This window comes from Acetobacter sp. P5B1 (assembly GCF_018811985.1).
Lineage (GTDB): Bacteria > Pseudomonadota > Alphaproteobacteria > Acetobacterales > Acetobacteraceae > Acetobacter > Acetobacter cerevisiae.
This window is the reverse complement of the sequence record NZ_JACRVS010000015.1, coordinates 22,377-49,312: the sequence shown is the minus strand read 5'-3', so window position 1 is coordinate 49,312 and position 26,936 is coordinate 22,377. Positions and strand designations below refer to the sequence as shown.

Below are 26,936 nucleotides of genomic sequence, written 5' to 3'. Positions count from 1 at the left end.
AAGGCGAGGCCGAAGAGGCGCGTTAAGACAGATCCGGCTCCGGCATGCTGCCAGCAGCGCCGGTTGGCTGATGATTATAATAGGCTTCGGCCAGACGGATAGGCAGAAGGTCCATAAAACGAGACCCGGCGACCAGCCAGCGCGGAAAGACAATGCGCCGTTCGTTCCGCCGCAGTCCACGCAGAATACGGCGGCTGGCATTCTCCACATCCGTCAGCCCCGGCATGGGAAAATGGTTGCGGGCTACCATAGGCGTGTTGAGAAACCCGCAAACAACGGAGGTCATCAAAATCCCCGCCTGCTTCATATTACCGCCCGTGGCGACCATGAAGCGGTCCACTGCCGCCTTGGAGGCACTATAGGATGGGGTGCCGGGGTAGGACACAATGCCTGCCACAGAGGAAATAGCGCAGATGCGCCCCCGCATTCCATCATCCGCGCGCGGCTGGCGGCGCATGATCTGCAAGGCAGGCAGCACGGTGTTCAGCACGCCCTGCACATTGGTTTCAAACATCCGGCGGATCTGCGCGTCCGGTTCATACGGGGCATCGTCCGGGGTCGGGGCACTGCGGGTGCCGCCGGTAATGCCGGCGCAGGCCAGAACCATGTCCAGATGGCCGGTATTATGCACCCATTCTTCCATGCCGAGGCGGTCCGTCACGTCACAGAGTCGGATTTCTGCTGCCGCTCCGCGCGAGATACACTGGCGGGCCGTGTCGGTCAGGCGGTCACTATTGCGCCCACCCAGAAAGAGCCTGCGGCCCGGCCGGGCCAGCGTCAGAGCCAGCGAGCGCCCCAGTCCGGATGACGCGCCGGTAATCAGAACGGTATCGTGTTTCATGTCGCCCTCTTAACCCGAGACTGTTAGAAGATCTCCCCATTATGGCACCCTGACGGCGCTTGTGGCAGAGACGCAGGGTGAGTGGTGAGTTGAGAACACGGAATAGGATGGAACGGCGGTATGTCGAACGCAGCGTCTGAACAGGGTAAGGGCATCAAACGTCGGGGTGTGTGTTTTGTCATTTCCGCGCCGTCGGGGGCGGGGAAATCGACCATTGCCAACGCGCTGCGGGCGTCTGAACCTAAGCTGCGCCATTCTGTGTCCGTCACCACGCGCCAGCCGCGCCCCGGTGAGAAGGAAGGTGTGCATTATCACTTCCGCACCATGGAGCAGTTTGAAGAGATGGCCGCCAACGGCGAGCTGCTGGAATGGGCCATTGTCTTTGGCCGGGGCTACGGTACCCCTCGCGCGCCAGTGGAAGAAGCGCTGAACGCCGGGCATGATATGGTGTTTGATATCGACTGGCAGGGCCACCAGCAGATTCGTAAGGCGCTGCCGGATGATGTGGTGAGCCTGTTTGTGCTGCCGCCCTCTCTGGTCGAACTGGAACGCCGCCTCCATTCCCGTGCCTCCGACCACCCGGATGAAATTGCCCGTCGCATGGCTGCTGCACGGGATGAAATTTCCCATTGGCGGGAGTTTGACCATGTGGTGGTCAATACAGAGCTGGACCGTGCCATCTTTGAAGCCCGCGCGGTGCTGACAGCCGGACGCCTGCTGACGCGACGGCAGACCGGGCTGGCCGATTTTGTGCAGACCTTCGGAGCCTGATGGGTATGGATTTTTCGTCAGTTTCGGTCCTCTGCCTTGGGGATGTGATGCTGGACAGGTTCCTTTACGGAACCATGGAGCGGATTTCGCCAGAAGCTCCGGTGCCGGTGCTTCTGCTGGACTCCCGGCGGGAAATGCCGGGCGGGGCAGGGAACGTCGCCAATAACGTCATTTCTCTGGGTGGCCGCGCCATTCTGGTCGGGCTGGTCGGGCAGGATGAAGCCGGGGGCGTGCTGCGGAACGCTCTGGGCAATCAGGCCCGGGTGGTGGATGCCACCGTCTGCTCGCCTGCGCGCCCCACCATCTGCAAAACGCGGTTTATTGCCGTGCATCAGCAGGTGGTCCGCGCGGATGAGGAAAGTCGTGCTCCGCTCCAGCCGGAAGAGGCTGAGGCGCTGTGCCGTGCGATTGATGCGCAGATTGATCAGGTTCAGGCCGTTGTGGTGTCGGATTACGGTAAGGGCGTGTGCAGCCCCACTGTGCTGACGCATGTGTTTACCATGGCCCGTGCGCGCGGCATCCCGGTGTTTGTGGACCCCAAGACGGCGGATTACACCCAGTATCGCGGGGCGACCTGCATCACGCCGAATGCGAAGGAACTCGCTCTGGCCTCTGGCATGCCGGTGGGGACGGAAGCGCAGGCGGAACTGGCGGCCCGTACCGTCATGGCGCAGGCGGATGCCTCAGCCATTCTCGCCACGCGGTCGGAAAAAGGCATGATGCTGGTCCGGCGAGACGGCCCCGTGCTGTCCGTGCCTGCCCGTGCACGGGAAGTCTTCGACGTCTCCGGCGCGGGCGATACCGTTATCGCCACCATGGCGCTGGGTGTTGGCTCAGGCATGTCGTTCGAGCAGGCCATGCGTGTGGCCAATGCCGCAGCAGGCGTTGTGGTGGGCAAGCTGGGCACGGCTACGGCAGATATTCAGGAAGTGCAGCACGAGCTGGAGGAACAGTCCGGCCCGGATGACATCCCGCATCTCCTCCCGCTCTCCGCAGCCTGTGCGCAGGTGCAGCGGTGGCAGGCGCAGGGGCTGAAGGTCGGCTTTACCAATGGCTGCTTTGACATCATCCATCCCGGCCATGTCGGCCTGCTGGCCGAAGCCCGCGCGGCATGTGACCGGCTGGTGGTGGCCCTCAATACCGATGCCAGCGTCAGCCGTTTGAAAGGCCCGACGCGCCCCGTGAATTCTCTGGACTCCCGGGCCCGTGTAATGGCCGCCATCCGCTATGTGGATGCCGTGGTGTCCTTTGATGAAGATACGCCGCTGGAAACCATTCGCGCGCTGATGCCAGATGTGCTGATTAAAGGGGCGGATTATAAACCGGAGCAGGTTGTGGGGGCAGATATTGTGCAGAGCAATGGCGGGCGGCTCGTGCTGGCCACTCTGGCCGCAGGACATTCCACAACGGCTACGATTGGACGGATTCAGGGATCATGAGTCGCACACTTCCTCCAAATCCTCTGACAGATGCCCAGACAGATGGCGCGCCGTTGCCGCTGGTGGCGGTGCGGGACCGGTTTTCTGACTGGCTGTTCCAGAAGGCTCTGCCCTTCTGGGCCACCACGGGGTGTGATGGCACGCCGCATGATCTGGCCTTGCTGGGCGCGCAGGAATCTCTGACGCTGGAGGGAGAGCCCGCTCTGCCGCCGTTCAAGCGGGTGCGCGTGCAGGCGCGGCAACTGTTTGCGTTCTCATGGGCAGCCTTGCAGGGGTGGGAAGAAGGTGTGTCCCGCGCCCATGGTATTTTCCGCTTCATGCTGCGTGCGCGGCGTGAAGATGGCGGCTGGGTGCGGAGCCTCACGCGGGACGGCGGTGTGAAGGACAATACGGCAGACCTGTATGACCTCGCGTTTGTGGTCTTTGCACTGGCTTGGTACGGGCGGCTGGAAGGCTCTGGCCGGGCGGAAACGCTGGCGCGGGAAACGCTGGTCTGGATTCAGAAAAATATGGCCACGCCGGACGGTGGCTTTCTGAACTGCCTGCCGGATGACGGCGCACCCCGGCAGCAGAACCCGCACATGCATCTGCTGGAAGCCGTGCTGGCGCTGTATGTCACCACGAAGCACGAGCCTGATCTTGCTCTGGCGCATACGCTATATCGGCTGTTCCGCACCCGCTTTTTTGATCCTGTAACGGGCACGCTGGGCGAGTTTTTCACAAAAGACTGGCAGCTTGCACCTGGTGAGGCCGGGCAATGGGTTGAGCCGGGGCATCATTTTGAATGGGTCTGGCTGCTGGGCGAGTATAGCCGCCTGAGTGGCGTGGATACGTCCGAACCCGCCATGCGGCTGGCCAGCTTTGCGACCCGTTTTGGTATGGTGCCGGAAACGGGCCGGGTGCGTGATGTACTGCGCCGGGATGGCACGGTACTGCGGGGCGGCTCTCGCCTGTGGGTGCAGGGGGAAGCCCTGCGTGGTGTGCTGAGCCAGGATAAGCAGGACAGCCGGGGTATGGCAGTGCGTCTGGCGGACAATCTGCTGGACCATTATTTTACCGGTTGCCCGGTGGGAACATGGGTGGACCAGTTGGATGCGGCGGGTGCGCCTGCGGTGACAAAAATCCCGACCAGTTCCCTCTACCACATCATCACCGCGTTTGATGCGCTGGATCAGGCGGCAAAGAAGGCATGAGCATGACCCAGACCCAACCCGCGCGGCAGGAAGAAGAAACGCTTCTGTCGCTCTCCCTTCGCCATCCTCCTGCCAACCTTGAAGCAGAGCAGGCCCTTCTGGGCGCGCTGCTGACGAACAACCGGGCGTATGACCGCGTTTCGGACTTTCTGACGGGCGCGCATTTTGCCAATCAGGTGAATGGCCGCATTTATGATGCCATTGCCCGCCGGATTGAAAACGGCCAGCTGGCGGACCCCGTGACCCTGCGGGCCGAGCTGGAAAATTCCGGTATCCTGAATGATGTGGGCGGCATGGCCTATCTGGCCAAACTGCTGACCTCCATGGTCGGTATTATCAATGCCGGGGATTATGGCCGCGCCATTCATGATGCGTGGATCCGTCGCCAGTTGATTGATATTGGCGAGAACGTGGTGAACAGCGCGTTCGGCACAATTTCTGACCTGTCCGGCCCTGACCAGATTGCAGCGGGGGAAGAGGCGCTGTTCCGTCTGGCCACGGAAAAAGGACAGGACGGCGGCTTTGTGGTGTTTGACCGCGCCCTGACCGACGCCATTAAAACAGCCGAACTGGCCTTCCGGCGGGAAGGGCATGTGTCCGGGCTGACGTCCGGCCTGCGCGACCTTGATAAGAAAACCGGTGGCCTGCATCCGTCGGATCTGATGATTCTGGCAGGTCGTCCGGCTATGGGTAAAACGGCGTTGGCGACCAAAATTGCCTTCTCTGCCGCCCGTGCGCTGATGATTGAGGCGGAAGAAAAAGGGCCGGGTGTTGAGCCGACTGGCACCGTTGCCATTTTCTCGCTGGAAATGTCGGCGGAACAGCTGGCAACCCGTATTCTGTCCGAGCAGGCGGAGGTTTCCGGTGAAAAAATTCGTCGTGGTGACATTGGCCAGAAAGAGTTTGACCGCTTTGTGCGGGTGAGCCGTGAACTGGCCCGTCTGCCGCTGGTCATTGACGATACCCCGGCCATCTCCCTTTCCGCCATGCGAACCCGCTGCCGCCGCCTGAAGCGGACGCGCGGCTTAAGCCTTGTGGTGGTCGATTATCTCCAGCTGATGCGCCCCTCCGTTGGTACCCGCCCGGAAAGTCGTGTTCTGGAAATTTCCATGATCACACAGGGACTGAAGGCAATTGCGAAGGAGCTGGAAGTGCCGGTTATCGCGCTCTCCCAGCTCTCCCGTCAGGTGGAAAGCCGCGAAGATAAACGCCCGATGCTTTCGGATTTGCGTGAATCGGGCTCGATTGAGCAGGACGCGGATTCCGTGATGTTTGTGTATCGAGACGAATACTATCTCCAGCAGCGTATGCCCAAGGAAACAGCATTTGATTCCATGGAGAAATACTCAGCAGCACTTGATGACTGGCAGCGCAAGATGAGCCTTGTGCATAACAAGGCCGAACTCATTCTGGAAAAACAGCGTCATGGCCCCACCGGCGTCGTGCATCTGTTCTTTGAAGGCGAATACACACGCTTTGCCGATCTGGATATGGTGCATGAGGAACCGCATCACTAAGCACTGGAAGAATTTTCTGCGGGAATAATGGGTTTTCTTCACTCTGTTAGTGCAAAAGCCAGAGTGAAGAAAACCAGTTTTCAGGCTGACCCATGATAGGATGGGTCAGCCTGAACTGCTTTTGGATGGTGTGTGTCAGCTCGCTTTTGCGGGCATCACACATGCAAAACTCGCCGCATCGTCCATGCTGCCTTTACCATCGTAGCGGGCAACGGCGGGCCAGGCGCAAAGGGGGCGGGTGCGGGTCACTTTGCCGTCTTCCACGCGGGCGGCAATCAGTTTGTCCGGAGCGGTCTGGTGGCTCACCCAGTTATCAATCGCGCCCAGTTTGCTGAACGTGTCACACCCAGCCCCGCCATAGCAGTGGCCCATGCCGGGGATGGTGATCAGACGCATGGCATCCTTTGCGCTGCCACCAGCATTTTTCATCACAGCCTGATAATACTCAGCCAGCTGTTCCGGGTTGTGCCCGTCATTCCAGCCAATATACATCAGCAGTTTGCCACCATGCCGGAAGAACGGGGTCAGGTTGTCATCCACATGGAGCAGCGGGCCGACGGCCTGCGTGGCTTTGGCAATATCGGTGTCCCAGTTCAGGGTCGTCCAGTCCCAGTTCGGGTTCTGGAATGCTGCGTATTTGAAAAGATCAAGTGCTACCGGGAAGGCTTTGCCGTCCGCAGAAAAACCGTCCTCGCTACCTTTGGCCGGGCCGGGGAAAAGAACCTGATGCGTGCGCGGGTTGACTGGTCCCTGATAAATCTGTTCAGCAGACTGCACTTCAGACGCCGTCAGGCAGCTGGTGGTGTCCGCGCCCTTGCAGAGCAGGTCTTTGGGTTCAAAATGGCAGGCGTCAGGTTCATCCAGAAACCCCTGCTTTTTGCCAACAGGCGTTGCGCAGGCGTTCATCACAGCCTTGTTCAAAAGCTGGAATTTTTCGCGCGGCACACGCAGGGCGGGGTTATGGTAGCTCATCCACCCGGCCCAGAGCTGCTCGGCGTTGAAATTCACAATCGGGTTGGGCGGTGCGCCTACAACAATGCCGTCATAATCCTCGGGGAAGCGTTTGGCTTCAATCAGCCCCTCAAGGCCGCCCAGCGAGCAGCCAATCCAGTAGGCATGGCTGGCGTTCTGCCCGTAGAAACTATGGATCAGCGTTTTGGCGGTAGTGGTCATCAGGTGGTCAGCGCGGTAGGCGTAATCCACCATTTTTTCCGGATGGCCGAGGGTGAAGCGGCCGCCTTGTCCTTCCGGTGTGCTGCTATCATGCCCGGTATCCGTGCTGGCCACGGCGTAGCCTTCGCTCACGCCGGTTTCCATGCCCTGATACATCAGCGAGCCAGCCCAGCCGAAATTCCCAATGCCCAGAAAACGCCCATTCCAGCCCTTCAGCGGCATCCAGACTTCAAGGCGGATGGCGGAGTCAGACGAGGGATGCAGCGTTGCGGCAACCCGGCAAAAAGCCGGGATGCTGCCGCGTGTGGGTTTGCCCGCTACATTCATGCCGGGTGCTGACATAATGCGCGTCAGCTGCGTCTGGGGGGCCTGCCATTGCCCGGCTTCCACCGTCTGCACGGTTGTAAACGTGGTATCGGGCAAGGCCTGCCGGGCCAGATCGGCGCAACTGGTGGCGTGGGCGTTTGTGGGGCGAAGGAGGGGGGCGGAGACTGCCAGAACAGCTGCCGCCAGACACAGTGTTTGTGTGCGGTGGGCCAGAACAGGCTTCAGAGAAGCACGGAAAGGCATGGAAAGCTCCTGTTATTAAGAGACTGAACTCTACGCCTGACAGACCATAGGGGAAGCACCTTGATCCCGCCAGAATTGGAAGGCAGTCTGTGCAGCACAGAAGAGTTGTTAAAATTGCCCGGCTGCGGGCGCGGAGTGCGTTTCATGCAAAAGACTTTTGTTGTGGCGGCAGGATTGCTGCTGGCTGCACCTTCTCTCGCGGCTCAGATGGTGCAGCCAGCCGTTGCGGCCTCCACTGAGGAGGAGGGACCTGTGCAGCAGACACAAAAGGGCGTGGCCGCGGCGCAGGCCTTTCTCGCTACGTTCGATGCACAGGGGAAAGCCACGGTGCAGTTTCCGTTTGTGGCGCAAAAGTCTGCTGTGCTGGCGCGCTTCCGTCGCACAACACCGGGTGGCCCGGCTGAACCGGTGACGAGCGCCAACGCAAATGCTCCCGTAGCGCGCGGACCGGGTATGGGGCCGCCGGGTGGTTTTCTTGGTGAGCAATACGGCAAGGCCATGTGGTCCAACTTCCCGGTAAGCGACGTGCCGCGCCCCGGCCGCCAGATGGGCAGCCTGACGGAGCCGCAACGCGCGGCGGCCATGGCGCTTCTGAAAACCCTTTTGAGCGAGAAAGGGTTTCAGAAAGTACAGGATATCATGGGTTCGGATCAGGCTTTGACGGATGCAGGCACAAATTTTGCCTCCGGGAAAGCTGTTTACACCATCGCTGTTTTTGGGGAACCGAGTGCCACAACGCCGTGGATGGTGCAGTTTGGTGGCCATCATCTGGGCCTGAATATTGTGATTGATGGCGCACATGGCGTGATGACGCCCACTCTGACGGGCGCGCAACCTGCTGTGTATCAGGCCGGTGGCAAGACCGTGCGTGTTCTGGCCGGCGAGAACGACAAGGCTTTTGCCCTGCTGGACGCGCTGACGCCCGCCCAGCGCAAACAGGCCATTCTGCCGTATAAAGTGGAGGATCTGGTGATGGGGCCGGGGCATGATGGCGAAACCATTGTGCCGGAAGGGCTGAAAGGTTCGGCCATGACGGCGGCGCAGAAAACGCTGCTGCTGGATGTTATCAGTGAATGGGCAGGCATTATCAATCCGGTTTATGCCGCTCCGCGCCTGAAAGAAATTGAGAGCGATCTCAATGAAACATGGTTTGCATGGAGTGGCCCGACCACCCATGCGCCGGACCGTAACGGCTCCTCGTATTACCGTATTCAGGGGCCGCATCTGGTTATTGAGTTTTCTTCGCAGGGCGTAGGGGGTGACCCGACCCTGCATGTGCATACGGTCTATCGGGACCCGACGAACAGTTACGGCAGCCGGTTTACCGTCAAATGAGTGTGTGCATGACCTTACCCAAAGCAGTATTTATTGGCGGGCTGGTGTGTCTGGCCGGCGTTCATCCTGCTTCGGCGCACCGGCTGGATGAATATTTGCAGGCCACAACTGTAGATCTGGCGCGGGAGGGCGTGACGCTCCGCCTGCGCCTGACACCCGGCGTGGATGTGGCGGGGCGGGTGATCCCGCAGATTGACCGGAATAGGGATGGCGTGATTTCGGCGGCGGAACAGCAGGCCTATGCGGCCCAAACTGCTTATTCTCTGAGTGTTACGCTGAACGGAAAGCCGGTTGCCTTGCAGACAGTATCAGCCAGCTTCCCCACGCTCTCTGCCATAAAAGGCGGGGAGGGGGTGATTGCTCTCCAGTTTTCTGTGCCGCGCGTTTTGCAAAAAGGTGCTTATCATCTGGCCTATACCAATCACGGGGCCGGAGCAGATACGGTGTATCTGGTGAACTGCCTGCAACCGCAAGACCCGGGCATTCAGGTGCAGGGGCAAAAACGCTCAGCGGATCAGGCGTCTTATCAGCTTGATTTTGTTGTGACGCAGTAAGGGCTGTTTAAAAACTCTGTCAGGCTGGTCAGCCGGGCCTTTTCATCCGACTGAGGCGTATCAGTCTGAGGCGTCGGATACCGATAATGACGCCTGACAGAAACACGCACAGCACGCCACTCAGGAGCGGCAAGGCTATGCTCCAATGTGTGGGGGCGTCACGCAACCACGGCCAGAAATCGAGATCGTGAAACCCGTAAACCAGCCAGCGCGACTGGCGGGCTGGCTGATCCAGCATGGCCAGCGCCGCGCCGGATTGTGCATCCAGATAGATCAAGGTGCCGTCTGCGGCCTGCGCACGCCAGACGGGAAAATGCCGTTTATGCGTGGGGCGGCTGAAGTAATAGGCGTCTGCGCTGGTGAGGAGGGTCAGGCTCTCTGCTGTTTTAAGCAAGCCTGCAGGACGTAGAAACTGGACAAGTTGCCCTTTGGTGAGAGGGGCGGGGGCGAGTGTTTCGTGCAGCCTTTGAAAGCCAGATTTTTGCAGGGCTTGCAGGAAAACATGCCCGTCCAGCAAGGTGCTTTTCACGCCGGTCCAGCCGGTAGGGGCTGCGGTGTCAAGCCGGGAAAGCAGAGCCTGAATCTCTGCACCCGTCACGGTGCCGGTCACGCGCAACGGGTTCACCGCGTCCGGTTTGCTGTGGAACAGGCCGCCCGGTGACATGCTGAGCAGCCCGGTTGTTACCCAGAGCAGGGCCAGCACGCCAAACATCGTTCCACTGAGATGATGGACACAATGCCACCCCCGGTAAGGCGTAAAAGGGGACTTGCGCCGGAGCCGCAGAACGCCAATCCACAACCCGGTAACCGTCAGAAAAACGCCTGTGCCAGACAGAACAATCACGACCTGCTGCCAGAGAGAGGGATGTTTGCGCAGCACTGCCGGATAGAGCCAGTGTGGGATAGCGCCAACCCATGCCCATACGCGGGTCGTGCGGGTTGTAGCCTGCATGACCTCGCCTGTCAGAGAGGAGACGTAAACCTGCGTGTGGGGAACGTCCGGGAAGAGAAAACGATAAAATCCATGTTCCCGGCCATGAGTATCCAGAACCCACTGGTCGTCCGTGGTGAGGCCGTCAAACACTGGCTGACCTTGTGTGCCAGTCGTGCGGGCATAGCGTAGGGCGCTGGTGGCAGCATCTGCCGGGGGAATGCGGCCCGCAAGGCCTGTGCGCAGATCAAGCGCAAAAGGCGGCCCGTTTTCCGGGGTGAGCGTCAGAGCGGGTTCCTGCCCAACCATGCTGATCTGGAACGCCTGAAAGCGTTTATTCCTGTCGAGATCACGTAAATTCGGAAGGTGTGCAGGCCACTGGATTTCTGCCGGACCATGGGCAAGGGCACGGTCATCCGGCTGAGGCCATGTGTGCCAGAGCATGACAATGCCGGACGCGCACCAGCCTGCCATCAGCAGCCCCATGCCAAGCCCCAGCCATCTGTGCGTCAGATAAAGCGCTCTGCGGAGTGCCTTCATGCGGGGGCGTTATACAAAGCCATGGCGGCGGCCTGTGCGCCGCGTGCCCAATGCACGGCCACATAGGCCTGCACAATCTGCTGTGCGGCCTTGGGTGCCATATCCAGAGTGAACGAAGGCATGGCTTCGAGATACTCAGTGGCCGTTAGCAGAAGGGGGCGAAAAGCCTCTTCCAGCATGGCCCCGCGTTCCCGGTGTGTGGCGGGCAGGCGGGGTGTCAGTTTCAGGAAAAGCGCTTGGCCGTTGCGTGCAATAACGTCTTCCTGCTCCGGGGGTGGCAGCAAAGCCAGACGGGCGGCCTGCAGGGCATGGAAACGGGGCGGGCATGAGTGCAGCAGTCTGACAAAAGCCGGGTGGTAAGCCTCAGCCGTCCGATATGGGCGGGGCAAAGAGGAAAGGGGCGAGAACGGTCTCACTGTGTTTACTCCTGCCTTCCGGTACATCCCGCCCGGCGGCACGGTCCTGAACGACAACAGCAGGTCTCCTGGCTCGCGGATACGCATCTGAGCCTTACCTTCCCGGTTGTTCACCAGTGGCCTGCCGCGTGGCAGAAAAGGCCCAGACATACCGCCTACAGTTGCGGGAGCAGCGACCGACTGAGCCGTGCTTAACGGCCTACGGTCTTCCCTTTTAACCCGCTTGCGCGGGGCTGTTGACTGATGCGGGCAGAGTGTACGCAAACCCGGTTTTTCGCAACAGCAGGAATTAGGGGTCGTTTTTTATCATGCGTGTAGCCGCACTTTCGTTGACAAGCTTTTGCGGAGCATGTTTACGCTGCACCCAGCTATGGTGCCTTCAGGCTGTGTGTGCAGTCGGAGGGCTAAGAGGGAAATCGGTTCAAGCCGATGCTGCCCCCGCAACTGTAAGCTGAGAGGATTTGCGGCATCCATGCCACTCCCCGTGTGGGACATGGGGGGGAAGGCCGCTGCGAGATCCGAAGACCAGCGAGCCAGGAGACCTGCCATTGCCCGAAAGTCACGGACGGAGCTGCCATACGGGGTGATGTGGCGGCGAGGCACGGTTTGCTCAGTGCTTCCACCGCGGTGACGTTTTTTGGAGCGAACCCCGTGCGTCCACTCTCTTACGCCCTCAGTCTCCTGCTGGGCCTGAATTCCGTTTCCATCGTCTATGCGGCAACACCCGAGGGATCGGGAAATCCTGATGCCAGACCTTTGAAAAAAAACAGAGGTCCTCAGCAWAAAAAGCAGGAAMCCCCTGTGCCCGCCATGACGGCGGCAGGCGCGGAATATATTACCGCTTACGGCAAGACAGCGCCGCTTCAGGCCGTGCCAGCCGTCGGTGGCAAACTGGGGCTTTCCATCCAGCACACACCGGGCACCATTAATGTCGTGTCCCATGATCTGATGATGCAGCGTGGCTATGCGCAGGCCGAGGCGGCAGCAGACAGCGCCCCCGGTGTTTCGTCCGGTGGGTCTCCGGGTAGCCCGGCGCAGCTGATGATGCGCGGTTTTACCGGGAACCAGATCTTGGTGCTGCATGACGGCCAGTATTTTGGCCCCACCACCATGATCAACCGGCCCCAGAACAGCTTCAATCTGGAAAGTGTGCAGGTGCTCAAAGGCCCGTCCTCCGTGTTGTATGGGCAGGGGGCTGTGGGTGGCACGGTGGACATGCGTACCCGAAACCCGACCTTTGATGGCCCCCACGCCAATGCGCTTATCTCCTATGGCAGTTTCAATACATGGAATGCGGGCATAGGTGGCTCTGTGCCCATTACGCAAACGCTGGCATTGCGTACGGACTTCAGCCGCACGTCTTCTGACGGGTTTGTAAAAGGGGCTGATCCGCACTCGGATGATTTCACGACAACCCTGCTCTGGAAGCCGACATCCAAATTCACTGCCCGGCTGAGCATGGATTATCTGACAGACCGGCTTTCTACCTATTACGGTACACCGCTGGTGGATCTTTCCCAGACGGGCGGGCGTGTGGGCGGTCTGCTGAGTTCCAGTAAGGGGCTGGGCATTACCCGTGCATCCCTCTGGCGGTATTATAACGTGCGGGATGGTAAGGCCGGGTCCGTCAACGCCACGCCCACTTTGCATCTGGACTGGCGGGTGAACAGCCATGTTCTGTTTCATAACAGCAGCTACTTCATTTATTCCAAACGGCGCTGGAATAATGCGGAAAGCCTGACCTACCTCAACAGCCCCGGCAGCACGGACGCCGCAGGCAATGCCATTGCGCCGGGGCGTATCGGGCGAGACCGGTTTTATGTGTATCAAAACCAGCATCAGGTTGGGGATACGCTGCACGCGCAGTTTGATTTTTCCGTCTTCGGTATGAAGAACCGTTTTGTGCTGGGTGGGGATGCCTATTATCTGCGCTTTATCCGCAACCGTGGTTTTCCTTCGGCGGATTATGCGGACAGTGTGTCTCTGGCCAGCCCGGAATCCACGCAGCTTGGGTCTTTTGCGGGGGAATATCCCTTCATGAAATCTCCCACCACGATGGTGCAGGCAGGGCTGTTTTTGGAAGATGTTCTGACCATTCGCGATAATCTGCGGCTGGTGGGCGGTTTCCGGTATGACTGGCTTTCGCTCGACCGGCAGAACTACACGCAGGCCGGGCAGTTTAACGCGGCTACAAGTTTCAAAGGCCATTATAACCCGGATAATTTCCGCATCGGGCCAGTGTTCGATATTACGAAAAACATCAGCGTATATGGGGTTTATACGACAGGGGAAGATCCGCCGGGCTCCAACCTGTTTCTGGTTAACCGGGGGCAGTTCACCCGCCTCAGCCACTCCCGGCAGGGCGAAATTGGCGTAAAAGCTAGCCTGTGGGACGGACGCTTCACCACCACGCTGGCGCTGTATGACATCAGGCGGACCCGCATGCTGGTTTCTACCGGGCCGGATACGGTAGCGACCGCCGGTGTGCAGAAATCGCGTGGGGTGGAATGGCAGGGTGATTTGTCCCTCAACCGGCACTGGAGCCTGTCCGGCAACGTGGCCTACACCTATTCCCGCTACGGGTCATTTCATCCCAGCGCCTCGGTCGATGCATCGGGCAATCAGGTGCCAGATGTGCCTGCTGTTACGGCTAATCTGTGGGCTATCTGGTCCCGTGTGGGGGATCTGCCGCTCGATCTGGGGGCGGGGATGCGCTACGTGTCGGCTCGCAAAGGGGACTATGCGAATACGCTGTCTCTGAAGGATTATGCGCTGGTCAATGTTTTTGCAGGCTGGCATGCCTATAAAAACATTACGGTCTATGGCCGCATCGACAATATTGGCAACAAGCACTTTATCCAGTGGGCGGACACCAGCTACCCGAGTGAGGTCATGCTCGGTGCGCCCCGGTCCTTCTCCATCAGTGCGCAGGCGGATTTCTAAAAAGAAAAGGCCGGATGAGAAGCCCGGCCTTTTTTGTTCTACTTTGCGGGTTGGATGAGGGTGCTGGGCACCGTGACGGGTATCTGATTGTCCTGAAAGGCCTGCCACAAGGCAAACAGGGCCTCACTGCGCACTGTGGCAGTGTCCATCCCTACACGGGCGCGGGCGGTGCCGGTCAGAACGGCGGAGCCGTCCGTCACGGAGGTGATGCTGGCGGTTGGCACAGGCTGGTCTTCCACATTTTCGCAGCCTGCCAGCGTGCAGGTCATCACATTCATGGCTTTGTGCAGATCAGACGTAAACGGTACCTGCAGCGGGATGGTGAACACGCCCGGCTTTTCCGCCCGCGTGGCGTTGCGCACTGCGGAGGTGATGAATTGTGAGTTTGGCACAATCATCGTGGAGCCATCAGCCAGTTTGATATTGGTGGACCGCACGCTGATGCGCGCGACCTCACCATGCGCCCCGGCAATATCGACCACATCCCCAATGGAGACGGGGCGTTCGGCCATAAGAATAATGCCGGACACAAAGTTCTGCACAATGGACTGCAAGCCAAAACCGATACCAACGGACAGGGCGCTGACAACCCATGTCATGCTCTTGACCGTGACCCCGAGAGCGGAGGCCATGCACAGCCCGATGACGATCCACGCGCTGTAGGTCAGAATATTCAGGATGGAGGCCTGCGCGCCAATATCCAGCCGCGTGGTGGGGAAGAAGTGCAGGCGGAACCAGTTCCTGACAATCCGGATGGCGTAGTGGCCCAGGATAGGCAGCCCGGCGCACAGCAGCACGGCATCCAGCGAGAGGTTGAAGCTACCTTCCGTTGCGGCCTGCCCTTTAAAGATGGACAGAATACGACGGCCAACCTGAGAGGGATCAAAATCTGCACCCGCCGTGGCGACAGAAAAGGCGACAACCAGCAAAAAAACGCTGATCAGCCCGGGGATAACCACACTCGCCTGATCCACCAGCCGGGCAGGGAGGCCCAGCCTGACCAGATGGGCACCAACCGGCGCTCTGGAGGGGAACACGCTGCTACCCAGTGCGGTGGCCAGCAGGGCCACCAGCAGCAGGCCCGTCATGGTGATGGCCATGACGGAGACCCACGAGATGATGGTGTATCCCAGCGGGATATAACCCGTCAGCACGGCCCCCCAGCAGACAATGGCGATGGTGGTGACAAGTGTTCTTAAAAGCGGGGCGATCTCGGCAGAATTGGTCTCAGGATTATCCTGCTGGGCCGACAGGCGCAGCTGACGCGGGATGGCAAACAGCAGCGGGCTGACGGCGAGCGTATAAAGACCATCCAGAAGCTGAATGGGCAGGAGCCCCAGCCCGCTCTGGGTATCCACATAACGCAGGACGCCGCGCACAATCAGGGCGGAGGCAAACCAGAAGGGGAAGAGGCGCAGGTTGCGCGCCAGCGTGTCCGGCATGGGGAAGACGCGCCATTCCGGCCTGCGGGAGAGGATGCTCATGCCCAGTTCCAGCACAAACCCGCACAGTGGAACCTGCGCTGCCACCATATCGGCCAGAGCGGAGAGATCATCCGCGACGGCATCATTATTAAAGCTGATGGCGTTCCAGATGATTTGAAACGCCCCGCCCCATGCGACAACGCCAATGAGTGAACAAATGACGGCAGCTGTAATGGGGCGAATGCGGCCTGTCGGCAGAAAGCGGGAGACCAGCATCCGTACGGGCGTATGGCAGAAAAAATGCAGCGCCAGCAGCAGGCCGGAGAGCGCCAGCGCCCCCAGCGTGAGTAACGCATGCTGGCCGGTAAAGGCATTTTTCAGCACCACACCAATCTCGGAGACCAGAGAGGCTGCACGGTCCCTATCCTGTTTGGCGGTGCTGGAAAGCTGAGACCAGAAATTAACCCCAAGCGGCGTTGGGAAACGCTGCGTCATGGTGGCCTGCTGGATGGCCGTGCCATGCTGGCGCAGTTCCTGCATGAGTTGCTGGGCTTCCAGCTGGTAAAGCCGCAGGCGGGTGATGCGGCCGGAAATGTCCTGCTGTCTGGCCGTCAGCATTTTGCGCTGCTCGGTAATGGAGGCGGGTTCAGAGGCTTCCGGCTTCCCCAGAATATCGACAAAGCTCTGATACACGCTCTCATACGGCTTGATCTGCGTCAGCAGAGCATCCGTCTTGGTGGCAACCGCCGTTGCGCGGCGCAGCAGCATGTTCAGGGCGTTGGTATTCTGGGTGGTGGAGTAATCTTTTCGACTGCCAACATAGATCGCGCGGATCTCATCCCCCATCGCATTCAGCGTCGCATCAGACGCAAAAAGCGTGATGTCTGCAATCAGGGGGGCGGGCGTTTGGGCCGGAGAGGCGGGTTGTGTGGCAGGTGTTTCGGGCTGTGCCGCCCGTGCCGCCGGGCCTGAAAGTATCGGGTGGAAAAGCCCCGCCAGAACCAGACATAAAACAGAAAAAAGAATGCGGAACGGCTGGCGAGTCATAAGGCTTCTCTAAACTCCGGCACAGGGAACATGGAGGTCCAACGTGCCAGAGAACCCGGAGGTTGCGAAGAGAAGGCTCTCAGGAGCGGAGGCGGTGAGCCTCCCGGTCAGGCTGAGATCAGGAAGAAGACGTCTTTTTGCTCTTCTTGCCGTCTTTGCTTTTGTCGTTTTTATGCATCTGGAGCGGGTCGGCGTCATCTGCTTTGGTGGATTTGCCGGTTTGCGCTGTTTCCTGCAGATGGTCCTTGTAGCCGTATTTTTCCCACTCTGCTGCCGTCGTCATGTGGCGCGGCTCACTCTTGCCGAACATCCCGCAGGAGCAGAGCGTAAAAGCACATACCAGCATCAGAACCGCGTGTTTCATGGTCTTGTTCCTGTGTTTCAATCCGGTTGTGCTTCTATCTCACCCGGCGGGGAGGGGAGCAAGTGGAAAAGTCCGCCAAAGCGCACCGTTTAGCGGCGGAGTTCCATGGTAATGGGGCCTTCTCGCCGCCCGTGGGTAAACTGGTCCACCATGGCGTTCCCGCTGTTCATCAGCGAGCTTGCCGGCCCCTGCCAGATCAGCTGGCCCTTGTAGAGCATGGCGGCCTCATCCCCGATGCGCTGGGCGGAGGCCATGTCATGCGTAATGGCAATGGCGGTGGAGCCAAGTTTTTTCACACAGTCCACAATCAGCCCGTCAATCACAGCACCCATAATGGGGTCCAGCCCGGTTGTGGGTTCGTCAAAAAACAGAATGTCCGGCTGGGCGGCAATGGCGCGGGCCAGGCCGACCCGCTTTTGCATGCCGCCGGAGAGTTCGGACGGGTAGAGTTCTCCAACGGTCGGGTCCAGCCCCACCTGTGCGAGGATGCTCCCGGCGTGGCCACGGGCGTCCTTGCGATTCAGCCGTTTGAGCGCCAGCAGGCCGAAGGTCACGTTCTCCCACACCGGCAGACTGTCAAACAGCGCGCCGTTCTGGAACAGCATGCCAATCTTGCCGCGCAGGGCGTCCTGCCTGCGGGGGGAGGCGGTGATCATGTCCTCGCCATCAATCTCAATGCTGCCCGCATCGGGCGTAATCAGCCCCAGAATACAGCGCAGCAACACGGATTTCCCGCTGCCGGAACCGCCGATAATCACAAAGGACGTGCCGGGCATGACATCCAGATTGATGCCATCCAGCACCTTTTTGGAACCGAAGGACTTGTGAAGGTCCCGGATACGGATTTTGGGGAGGGTGCCGGTCATTGTGAGAAGAACAGATCCGTCAGGAGGTAATCAAAGGCCAGTAGCAGGATGGATGCGGCCACCACGGCGGAGGTCGTGGCGGTGCCAACGCCTTCCGCGCCGCCTTTGCTGTTATAGCCGTAATAGCAGCCCATCAGCGCAATCAGGAAGCCGAACAGGGCGGCTTTGACCAGCCCGACGGTCACATCAATCACCTTCACGGAATTCAGCGTGGCGGTGATGTAGGCATGGGGAGAAAAGCCGAGCTTGACGACGGAGACGGTAAAGCCCCCGGCCACACCCAGCACGTCCGCCACCAGCACCAGCAGCGGCAGGGCAATAATGCCCGCCAGCAGGCGCGGGGCAACCAGATATTTCATGGGGTTGGTGGAGAGCGTGGTGAGCGCATCCACCTGATCCGTCACCCGCATGGTGCCAATTTCCGCCGCCATGGCCGCACCTACGCGGCCCGCGACCATCAGCCCGGCCAGAACCGGCCCCAGTTCACGCGTTACGGCCAGCACCACAATGCCGGCAATGGCGCTCTGCACATGGTACTGCGCAAAGCCGGTGTAGGATTGCAGGGCAATCACGCCGCCGGAGAACAGGGCCGTGAGGGCCACCACAGGCAGCGAGAAAAACCCGGTTTCCAGAAACGTGGACAGGAACACGCGCCCGTAGAACGGTGGCCTGACGATATGAGAGAGGCCGGAGAGGGCAAACAGGGTCAGAGAACCCGCCGCGCGTATCAGGCCGAGGGTAGTACGGCCCAGTTTGGCCACAAGATCGAGCAACATATCCATCCGGTCAGGCGGTCCGGTCCTGTTTCTTGGTGAATGATAAGAAGCGTCAAGCCGTAGCGTGAAGTCAGGGGGCCGTCAAAGGTCGGGTTATAAAAATGCGACATCAAGCATTGCGACATCCGCCCGCTAAGGGCATTGGTGTCAGCCAGTTTTGAAGTCCACCCTATGGATAATGAGTAAGGCAGGAGGGCAGGGAATGCGCATAGCCATGATCGGCGGCGGGTATGTCGGGCTTGTATCAGGCGCGTGTTTTGCCGAGTTCGGCATTAATGTCGCGATTGTTGAAACCAACCCCGCGCGTCTCTCCGCTTTGCGGGAAGGCCGTATTCCTATCTACGAGCCGGGGCTGGATGCGCTGGTGGCGTCCAACAGTCAGGCAGGCCGTCTGACGTTTGGCGATGATATTGCCAGTGCCGTAGCCGGGGCTGAGGCTGTGTTTATTGCCGTGGGCACGCCGCCCCGCAATGGCGATGGCGCTGCGGATATGCAGTATGTCCACGCCGCCGCCCGCCAGATTGCCGAGGCCCTGACCGGCTATGCCGTGATTGTCACCAAATCCACCGTTCCCGTGGGCAGCAGCCGCCGCATTGCCGAGATTATCCGGCAGGCCCGCCCGGAGGCGGATTTTGATGTGGCCTCCAACCCGGAATTCCTGCGCGAAGGCAGCGCCATTGGGGACTTCATGCGGCCTGACCGCGTGATTATCGGGCTGGACCAGACGCGCCCCGAGCGGGCCAGCCGGGCAGAAGATGTGCTGCGCCGCGTTTATCGCCCGCTTTCCGTGATTGAAGCGCCGCTGCTCTTTACCGGGCTGGAAACGGCGGAACTGACCAAATACGCGTCCAATTCCTTCCTGGCGATGAAGATCTCTTTCATCAATGAAATGGCCGATCTGTGCGAAACGCTGGGCGCGGACGTGCATGATCTGGCCCGAGGCATGGGGCTGGACGACCGGATTGGCCGCAAGTTCCTGCAACCCGGCCCCGGTTATGGCGGCTCCTGTTTCCCCAAGGATACACTGGCTCTCTCCCGCATTGCGCAGGAAGCTCACAGCGCCTGCCGTCTGGTGGAAACCACCGTGCAGGTGAACGAGGCGCGTAAGGCCGGTATGGCCGGGCGCATTATTGCGGCCTGTGGTGGGTCCGTGGCCGGTAAGACGGTGGCCGTGCTGGGGCTGACCTTCAAGCCGGAAACCGATGATATGCGCGAATCCGCATCCATCCCGATTCTGCATCGTCTGGCGGAAGCCGGGGCGGACATTCGGGCGTATGATCCCGTGGGGATGACGGCAGCCAAACCGCTGCTGCCGGAAAGTGTGACCTATTGTGCCGATGCGCTGGATGCGGCGGAGCAGGCCGATGTGCTGGTGGTGCTGACGGAATGGAACATTTTCCGCGCGCTTTCCCCGGTGGAACTCAGCCAGCGGATGCGCACCCGCACCATTGTGGATCTACGCAATATTTTTGACCCCGCCGCCATGCGTGCTGCCGGGTTTACTTATGAGTCCGTGGGGCGTCCATAAGCCACGGCTCTTGAGAACCGGGGTGTTCGCCCCCAGATGAGCGATAGAATGATGGGGGAGAACGCTCTTGGCTAAACGACCAGCCCGCCAGTTTGCATGCCGGGCCTGTGGGGCGGTGTATCCCAAATGGATGGGCCAGTGCGAGGCCTGCGGTGAGTGGAATACGCTGGAGGAAATCGCGGTTGAACCGCTGGCCGCGTCTTCCCCCCGAGCCAGCAGCAAAGGCCGGCGCGTTAAGCTGGAAGGGCTGGAGGGCATGGCCGCGCCCCCGCCGCGTATTCGGACAAGCATTGAGGAACTGGACCGCGTCTTGGGCGGCGGGCTGGTTCCGGCCTCGGTCGTACTGGTGGGGGGGGATCCGGGGATCGGTAAATCCACCCTGCTGCTTCAGGCTGCCTGCAAACTCGCCAGTAAGGGCGAGCGCGTTCTCTATATCTCGGGCGAAGAAGCGGTAGACCAGATCCGCCTGCGCGCGTTGCGTCTGGGGGTGGGGCAGGCGACGCTGGACCTCGCGGCCTCCATCAACGTTGCCGACATTGTCGCCACGCTGGAAGCCGAGCCGGATGTGCGCGTGGTGGTGATTGATTCCATTCAGACCATGTGGCTGGAAACGGTGGAAAGCGCCCCCGGCTCCGTCTCTCAGGTGCGGGCCTGCGCGTTTGAGCTGATCCGTCTGGCCAAACGCAAAGGCTTCAGCCTGATTCTGGTCGGGCATGTCACCAAGGAAGGCGCTTTGGCGGGCCCCCGTGTGCTGGAGCATATGGTGGATGCTGTCATGTATTTTGAGGGTGACCGGGGCCACCAGTTCCGCATTTTGCGCGCCGCCAAAAACCGCTTTGGCGCTACGGATGAGATTGGCGTGTTTGCCATGACGGACCGGGGGCTGGAGGAAGTCTCCAACCCCTCAGCCCTGTTCCTTGCTGAACGGCGCGGCAATATTGCCGGCTCTGCCGTCTTTGCCGGGCTGGAAGGCACGCGGCCTGTTCTGCTGGAAGTGCAGGCGCTGCTGGCCCCCAAGAGTGGGGACAATGCGCCCCGTCGTGCCGTGGTGGGGTGGGACACTAGCCGCCTCTCCATGCTGCTGGCGGTGCTGGAAACACGCTGCGGCGTGAAGCTTTCCGGCATGGATGTGTATCTGAATGTGGCCGGTGGCCTGAAAGTGGCCGAACCTGCGGCGGATCTGGCCGTAGCGGCCGCCCTGATTTCCGCTGCAACAGGGATGCCGACCAGTTCGGGCGAAGTCTATTTTGGCGAAGTCGGGTTGTCTGGCGAGGTCCGTCAGGTCTCTCAGGCCGATGCCCGCCTGAAGGAAGCGGCTAAGCTGGGGTTTGATAAAGCCGTGCTGCCCCGCCGTATTGCCCGCGGGAGTGCGCGAACCAAACCGCCGGAAGGCCTGACCCTGCGTGAGATTGGGCATCTGTCTGATCTGGTCACGGCGGATATGGAAGCGGAATAACCGCACGAAAAAAAGCGAGAGAGAACGGATTGTCAGGCCCGTTTGATCTCGCTATAATCCGCGCCACGGTATGCGGATGTAGTTCAATGGTAGAACGGCAGCTTCCCAAGCTGCATACGGGGGTTCGATTCCCCTCATCCGCTCCAATTTCCAAAAAATAGCAAAACGAATGCTCTGCCAATGTGCAGCTGTTTTCGTTTGTGCCGCTCCCTTTCTCCCTCTCGTTGCAGCGTGGTATTCACGCTTTACAGCAGGCTGTTTTCAGGGCCTCCCAGTAAAGGAAAACATTCATGCAGAGAAAAACTTTTCAGAGAGAAAACCTGACTTTTTCCTATCTGGACACGGAGGGAGAAAAGCCGCTGCTGGTGGCTCTGCACGGTCACATGATGGAAGGGGCCACCTTTCTGCCGCTTATGCAGGTTTTGCAGTCTGATTATCGGGTGGTTGCGCTGGATCAGCGTGGACATGGCTTTTCAGATCATGCGGCAAGTTACACGCGTGATGATTATCTTTGCGATATTGAGGTACTTTTAGAAACTCTCAATGGGAATACGCCTGTTATTCTGCTCGGTCATTCTCTGGGTGGGGTGAATGCGTATCAGTTTGCGGCGCGCCACCCTGATCTGGTGCAGGCGTTGATTATTGAAGATATTGGCGCTGTGGTGAATGATGATCTCAGCTTTTGTCTTCCGTGGTCAGGTGTTTTCAAAACAAAAGAAGATCTTGTGGCGTGTATCGGACCAAACATGGCGCCATATCTTGCTCCGTCTTTGCGGGAAACAGCGCAGGGCTGGAAACTGGCGTTTGAGCCTGCTGAGATGGTGCAGTCCCAGAACTGTCTGAATGGAGACCATTGGCAGGACTGGCTGGCAACGTCCTGCCCCGCACTTCTGCTCTATGGGGCACAGAGCCCGGTTCTGGCGGCCGCGATGAGCGAGGAAATGGTGACGCGCCGCCGCAGGACGCAGTTGCAGACCCTCCCCGGCGGGCATGTTGTGCATCAGGATGATTTTCCGGGATATGTTGAGGCTGTAAAACACTTTCTTGCTGGCCTGTCATCCGAACACGCCTGAAAAATAGTGGGCTGCGCAGTAAAGTTTCTGGAGCAAAAAGAGCGGCAGTGTCTGCGTAACACTGCCGTTCAGAAAAGGTCTTTAAAACGGTTTTGGCATCTTACCGAAGGAACGGAATATTGGTTCTGGCAACATCAAGTATTTCGTCACCCCGCCCGTTCATCACGGCTTTCAGGGCGTAGAGACTAAAGCCGGTAATCTGGGATTTTTCAATTTTGGGCGGCATGGCGAGTTCCTGCGTGTTGGTTACAGCGTCCAGCACGGCGGGGCCGGGGTGGTTGAGAATTTCATCCACGGCAGCGGGCAGGTCCGCCGGATTTTCAACACGCACAGCGTGCAGGCCCATGGCACGGGCCATGGCGGCAAAATCCGGGTTTTGCAGGTTCACGCCGGTTTCCAGATAGCCTGCGGCTTTCATCTCCATAGCGACAAAGCCGAGCGAGCCATTATTTACGATAATCAGCTTAACCGGCAGTTTTTCCTGCGTCAGCGTAATCAGGTCCCCCATCAGCATGGTAAAGCCGCCATCACCGGAAAGGCTGATCACCTGCCGGTCAGGCTGTGCGACCTGCGCGCCAATGGCCTGTGGCAGAGCGTTGGCCATGGAGCCGTGGACAAAGGAGCCAATCAGCTGCCGCCGCCCATTCATGGTCAGGTAGCGGGCCGCCCAGACGGTGGGTGTGCCGACATCTGCGGTAAAAATGGCATCGTCGGCAGCGGTCTGATCAATGAGCCGTGTGAGATATTGCGGGTGAATGGGGCCCTTGCCGCCAGTCGCCAGATCATCCAGCCCTTGCCGCGCTTTGGCATAAAGCTCCAGGCTGCGGTCCAGATGGCTGCGGTCCGTACGTACGGGCAGGAGCGGTAGCAAGGCATCCAGCGTCGAGGCCACATCGCCCACCAGCCCCTGCGTTAGCGTGCAGCGGCGGCCAAGCTGTTCCGGCCGGATATCAATCTGCGCAATTTTGGCATTTTCCGGATAGAACTGCCGGTAAGGGAAGTCCGTGCCCAGCATCAGCACCACATCCGCTGCCATCAGAGTGTGGTAGCCGGAGGAAAAGCCGATCAGCCCTGTCATGCCCACATCGTAAGGGTTGTCGTATTCCACATGCTCCTTGCCGCCCAGCGCGTGGACAATGGGAGCCTTCAGCGCTTCCGCCAGCTTTAAAAGTTGCGCATGGGCGCCTGCACAGCCGCGCCCGGCCAGTAGGGTGACTTTCTTCCCGCTCTTCAAAAGGGAGGCCAGCGCGCTCAGCTCGTCTTCTGTTGGAATAACGCGGGGCGCTTTGGGTAGAAGAGCCGATTTTGCAGAAATAGCCGTTGTCACCGCTGTTTTGAGCGCAACATCGCCGGGGATGACGATAACGGCCACACCGCGTTGCCCCACGGCAGCACGAATGGCCAGTTCAACAAGACGCGGGGCCTGTTCGGGCGAGGAAATGGTCTCGCAATAATGGCTGCATTCCCGGAACAGGGCTTCCGGGCGGGTTTCCTGAAAATAACCAGAGCCCAGTTCCGGGCTGGGAATTTGCGCCGCAATGGCCAGCACCGGCACGCGGGAGCGGTGCGCGTCATAGAGTCCATTAATAAGGTGCAGGTTGCCCGGCCCGCAGGACCCGGCACACACCGCGAGTTTGCCGGTAACATGGGCAGAGCCGGCAGCGGCAAAGGCGGCGACTTCCTCGTGCCGGACATGTACCCACCGGATTGTTTTATGCTTGAGCAGGCTATCCGTAATGCCGTTAAGGCTGTCTCCCACAACGCCGTAAATGGCGTCCACACCAGCGGTTTCAAGCGTCTGGACAATAACTTCCGAAACATTGGGTTTGGCCATATGCCGTCAGTCCCTTTTGGTTGGATGATAGAGGAGCGGCGCCGTGTGCTCCGTGTAATGACAGTGGGAACGGATCAGCCGGAAGCAGGTTGGTGGCGGCTGCTGTCACAATTTTGTGACAGCGTGCAGGGGGTGGGGAGATCGTGCCTGTGTTCTCTGCTGCTCACGAAGGCTCACGCTTTTGTGTTGTCTGAGAAGCCCCGGAAATCCCCATTCCCGTTCGGATGTAAATCGAAGTCAGGCAATTTTTTTTGTTTCGGGTTCGTATAGTATTCAAAGAGAAAATCACAACTTCATTCTCTTTTCAAAACTATATGTATAGAGAAATGTCTTTTTATTCTTTGTCTTTTCCATGTGGAATATGTTAATAGGCCGCCCGTTCGATAATAATCGCAAAAGCACGTTACGCTTGAAAATAATATAATATCGTGCAAACCTCATATTGTTATGAAGTTGTTATAATATTTTAGAGCGTTATCAGAGCTCTGCACATCGGCCTGCTGGCGGGTTTGTGCGGCGTGACTGGCGGAGCCTGATGTCCGGCCTTTGCGTATCTGTGCGCAGGGTTTTTGCCGGCAGAGGCTGGAATTTTATGCGGAGGAAGAAAGGGATCAGGAGGTCCCAGATGTCAGGGCCTTAAGGGCAGACGCACGAGATGCGCCCTTGAGGGATAAGAAGGAGTGTTACGGCATGAATCAGAGTATGGCGGCCCGTTGCCGCGGCGTGTGCTAAAGTACCATGCGCAAAACAGTTCATTCTCTTGTTCTGGGGAGTATGGGCCTGTGTATGGCTTTCGGGATGCAAAGCCAAAGTGCACAGGCAGATACAACGCTGGTCTCTGTGCACGGTCTGACGCTGCAAGGCGGTCTGGATATTGGTGGTTCAGCCTTTTTTGTTCCCAACGCCAATTTTGGCGCGGGCTCTTATGCACCCCAAAACAACGGGGCCTATCAGCGTCATAAAAACCCTGTTTATGGCGAATTTTACGGCAAACCTATTCTGACCGGCCAATGGGCGCTGGGGCATGGCTTTACCGTCATTGGCAAAGCTTCCGCTATCGGCGCGACCACTCTGGGCAATGGCGATGCGGAAGAGGTCTCTCAAACCTCCGGCACGCCGCGCTCCATTTATCTGGAAGAAGCCAATCTGGGTGTGGAAATGCCCGTAAAGCTCTTCGGAAACCCGAATAAACTGACAATTCTGGGCGGCAGGCAGGCTTTTGCTGTTGATGATGGCTTCCTGATTGGCAAAGGCACCTATAGTGCGGGCAACCGTGGCGCATGGTGGTATGCCCCGCGCTTTGCCTTTTCCGGCCCGGGTGTCATCAAGCTGGAAGGCAATCCGGTGCGTGCCGATGTCTTCATGCTGGAAAGCAATTCCGATAACGACATCGACAAGGGGTATGACCGCCCCAAAACCAAGTTTGTCGGGTTTGACGTCAGCTGGTTTGTGAACCGCCCCGGTGGGCATGGGGAGAATACCTATGCGGACCGCGCGGCGTTTGTAACGCTCACCTATTTTCATGTGCGCGAGGCCGATACGTCCTCGCACTATGATTATTCCGCGCGTGCGGACAGGGAAGGCATGAACGTGGCCTCCCTGAGCTGGGGCGGTACGCTATTCCCCATTAAACAGCTTGGTATTTCAAAGAACTTTACGTTCTATGGAGATTTTGTATCCGAGCAGAACAGCCACGCAGGCAACGGGTATAAATCTGTTGATGCCTACGGGATGTTTCTTGAGCCCGGCTACAGATTTTCCATGCTGCCCTGGCAGCCATCCCTGTTCTATCGTTATACGCGCTATAGCGGGGCCAGAAACCCGGAAGGCTCCGTCAAACGGAGTTATGACACCTTCTTCCTGTATGACGGTAAACGCTACACCTATGGCGGGTACTGGCCGGGGGAAATTGTGGGCATGTATCTGGCCCCGCTCTCCAATCTGGAAGTGCAGCAGATTGACCTGACCGCCACCCCTCCGGTGCATCTGCTGAACCCGCAGGACAGCCTGAAACTTGGGCTGCATTATTATGATCTGTCTTTGCTGTATGCCACCGGGGCAGGCCTCAAACCCCATACCGGGCGGCATATCTCAGACGAGCTGGATTTTTCCGCCGAATATACGCTCAACGCCACGACATCCGCCGCACTGGCCGGGGGTGTTGCGTTTTCCGGCCCCGCCGGGAAGGCGCTGGCGCGGGCCGGTGTGCCGCAGGACTATGCTTTGCCGAACCTTGGGCACCATGCCGGAATTATCGAGGCCTATTTTTTCAAGCATTTCTAACGGAAATTTCCCTCTTTCTTCTGGATGAGCAATAATCTCCCGGATAACAACAACACAGGATG

Annotated in this window: 20 protein-coding genes, 1 tRNA gene and 2 riboswitches; of the genes, 12 read left to right on the top strand and 9 right to left on the bottom strand. The window is 59.2% G+C overall.

Annotated features, from left to right (window positions below):
* Positions 1 to 22: 22 nt before the first annotated feature.
* Complete coding sequence (locus KP703_RS10330; protein ID WP_062250289.1) at positions 23 to 841, bottom strand: SDR family oxidoreductase; 819 nt, start codon at positions 839 to 841, stop codon at positions 23 to 25.
* A 120-nt stretch (positions 842 to 961) separates the two neighbouring features.
* Here KP703_RS10330 and gmk point away from each other — a divergent pair, with 120 nt between their 5' ends.
* The 4 genes from gmk to KP703_RS10310 are packed head-to-tail and all read left to right on the top strand — an operon-like array spanning position 962 to position 5,761.
* A complete protein-coding gene (gene gmk / locus KP703_RS10325; protein WP_062140562.1) occupies positions 962 to 1,612 on the top strand; it encodes a guanylate kinase in 651 nt (216 codons plus the stop codon).
* A gap of 5 nt (positions 1,613 to 1,617) precedes the next feature.
* On the top strand, positions 1,618 to 3,051 hold the full coding sequence (rfaE1, locus tag KP703_RS10320) for a D-glycero-beta-D-manno-heptose-7-phosphate kinase (protein ID WP_215754752.1): 1,434 nt from the start codon (positions 1,618 to 1,620) through the stop codon (positions 3,049 to 3,051).
* Positions 3,048 to 4,244, top strand: coding sequence for an AGE family epimerase/isomerase (locus tag KP703_RS10315; RefSeq protein ID WP_215754751.1), 1,197 nt, complete (start codon positions 3,048 to 3,050; stop codon positions 4,242 to 4,244). The genes rfaE1 and KP703_RS10315 overlap by 4 nt, the downstream gene beginning before the upstream one ends.
* On the top strand, positions 4,241 to 5,761 hold the full coding sequence (locus tag KP703_RS10310; protein WP_062140566.1) for a replicative DNA helicase: 1,521 nt from the start codon (positions 4,241 to 4,243) through the stop codon (positions 5,759 to 5,761). The genes KP703_RS10315 and KP703_RS10310 overlap by 4 nt, the downstream gene beginning before the upstream one ends.
* A 135-nt stretch (positions 5,762 to 5,896) precedes the next feature.
* Here the strand turns inward: KP703_RS10310 and KP703_RS10305 are convergent, their stop codons facing one another.
* Positions 5,897 to 7,504, bottom strand: a complete 1,608-nt coding sequence (locus KP703_RS10305) for a tannase/feruloyl esterase family alpha/beta hydrolase (RefSeq protein WP_215754750.1) — start codon at positions 7,502 to 7,504, stop codon at positions 5,897 to 5,899.
* Between the two features lie 144 nt (positions 7,505 to 7,648).
* On the opposite strand from KP703_RS10305, the gene KP703_RS10300 reads away from it, so the two are divergent.
* Together KP703_RS10300 and KP703_RS10295 are read left to right on the top strand one after the other, a co-directional pair.
* Positions 7,649 to 8,839 carry a DUF3500 domain-containing protein gene (locus KP703_RS10300; RefSeq protein WP_215754747.1) on the top strand — a complete coding sequence of 397 codons (1,191 nt, stop codon included), beginning with the start codon at positions 7,649 to 7,651 and terminating at the stop codon, positions 8,837 to 8,839.
* An 8-nt stretch (positions 8,840 to 8,847) separates the two neighbouring features.
* The gene (locus KP703_RS10295) at positions 8,848 to 9,393 is read left to right on the top strand and encodes a hypothetical protein (RefSeq protein ID WP_215754745.1); all 546 of its coding nucleotides are present in this window, start codon (positions 8,848 to 8,850) and stop codon (positions 9,391 to 9,393) included.
* A 28-nt stretch (positions 9,394 to 9,421) separates the two neighbouring features.
* Here the strand turns inward: KP703_RS10295 and KP703_RS10290 are convergent, their stop codons facing one another.
* On the bottom strand, positions 9,422 to 10,864 hold the full coding sequence (locus tag KP703_RS10290; RefSeq protein WP_215754744.1) for a PepSY domain-containing protein: 1,443 nt from the start codon (positions 10,862 to 10,864) through the stop codon (positions 9,422 to 9,424).
* Complete coding sequence (locus KP703_RS10285) at positions 10,861 to 11,280, bottom strand: hypothetical protein (protein WP_215754743.1); 420 nt, start codon at positions 11,278 to 11,280, stop codon at positions 10,861 to 10,863. The genes KP703_RS10290 and KP703_RS10285 overlap by 4 nt, the downstream gene beginning before the upstream one ends.
* 40 nt (positions 11,281 to 11,320) lie before the next feature.
* Positions 11,321 to 11,533, bottom strand: a riboswitch (cobalamin riboswitch).
* A 101-nt stretch (positions 11,534 to 11,634) separates the two neighbouring features.
* Positions 11,635 to 11,845, top strand: a riboswitch (cobalamin riboswitch).
* Positions 11,846 to 12,090: 245 nt separating this feature from the next.
* On the opposite strand from KP703_RS10285, the gene KP703_RS10280 reads away from it, so the two are divergent.
* Positions 12,091 to 14,223 carry a TonB-dependent siderophore receptor gene (locus tag KP703_RS10280; RefSeq protein WP_215754760.1) on the top strand — a complete coding sequence of 711 codons (2,133 nt, stop codon included), beginning with the start codon at positions 12,091 to 12,093 and terminating at the stop codon, positions 14,221 to 14,223.
* A 38-nt stretch (positions 14,224 to 14,261) separates the two neighbouring features.
* Here the strand turns inward: KP703_RS10280 and KP703_RS10275 are convergent, their stop codons facing one another.
* The 4 genes from KP703_RS10275 to KP703_RS10260 form a co-directional block, all read right to left on the bottom strand.
* Entirely contained in the window at positions 14,262 to 16,694 is a 2,433-nt protein-coding gene (locus KP703_RS10275) for a mechanosensitive ion channel domain-containing protein (RefSeq protein ID WP_215754742.1), read from the bottom strand.
* A 118-nt stretch (positions 16,695 to 16,812) separates the two neighbouring features.
* Entirely contained in the window at positions 16,813 to 17,058 is a 246-nt protein-coding gene (locus KP703_RS10270) for a hypothetical protein (RefSeq protein ID WP_215754768.1), read from the bottom strand.
* A gap of 89 nt (positions 17,059 to 17,147) precedes the next feature.
* On the bottom strand, positions 17,148 to 17,924 hold the full coding sequence (locus KP703_RS10265) for an ABC transporter ATP-binding protein (RefSeq protein WP_062140581.1): 777 nt from the start codon (positions 17,922 to 17,924) through the stop codon (positions 17,148 to 17,150).
* A complete protein-coding gene (locus KP703_RS10260; RefSeq protein ID WP_062140583.1) occupies positions 17,921 to 18,706 on the bottom strand; it encodes an ABC transporter permease in 786 nt (261 codons plus the stop codon). Before KP703_RS10260 ends, KP703_RS10265 begins: the two co-directional genes overlap by 4 nt.
* Before the next feature lie 196 nt (positions 18,707 to 18,902).
* Here KP703_RS10260 and KP703_RS10255 point away from each other — a divergent pair, with 196 nt between their 5' ends.
* The 4 genes from KP703_RS10255 (at position 18,903) to KP703_RS10240 (ending at position 22,757) form a co-directional block, all read left to right on the top strand.
* The gene (locus KP703_RS10255; protein WP_215754741.1) at positions 18,903 to 20,228 is read left to right on the top strand and encodes a UDP-glucose/GDP-mannose dehydrogenase family protein; all 1,326 of its coding nucleotides are present in this window, start codon (positions 18,903 to 18,905) and stop codon (positions 20,226 to 20,228) included.
* A gap of 67 nt (positions 20,229 to 20,295) precedes the next feature.
* Positions 20,296 to 21,684: a DNA repair protein RadA gene (gene radA, locus KP703_RS10250; RefSeq protein WP_062274145.1), complete on the top strand. Its 1,389-nt coding sequence runs from the start codon at positions 20,296 to 20,298 to the stop codon at positions 21,682 to 21,684.
* A 72-nt stretch (positions 21,685 to 21,756) separates the two neighbouring features.
* Positions 21,757 to 21,830: transfer RNA gene (locus tag KP703_RS10245), tRNA-Gly, on the top strand.
* A 144-nt stretch (positions 21,831 to 21,974) separates the two neighbouring features.
* Positions 21,975 to 22,757, top strand: a complete 783-nt coding sequence (locus KP703_RS10240) for an alpha/beta fold hydrolase (RefSeq protein ID WP_215754740.1) — start codon at positions 21,975 to 21,977, stop codon at positions 22,755 to 22,757.
* Between the two features lie 100 nt (positions 22,758 to 22,857).
* On the opposite strand, the gene poxB is transcribed toward KP703_RS10240, so the two are convergent.
* Positions 22,858 to 24,591 (bottom strand): ubiquinone-dependent pyruvate dehydrogenase, encoded by a 1,734-nt coding sequence (gene poxB, locus KP703_RS10235; RefSeq protein ID WP_062274149.1) that lies wholly within the window; start codon positions 24,589 to 24,591, stop codon positions 22,858 to 22,860.
* A 774-nt stretch (positions 24,592 to 25,365) separates the two neighbouring features.
* Between poxB and KP703_RS10230 the strand changes: the two genes are divergently transcribed.
* Entirely contained in the window at positions 25,366 to 26,874 is a 1,509-nt protein-coding gene (locus KP703_RS10230; RefSeq protein WP_306789695.1) for a hypothetical protein, read from the top strand.
* Positions 26,875 to 26,936: the final 62 nt, after the last annotated feature.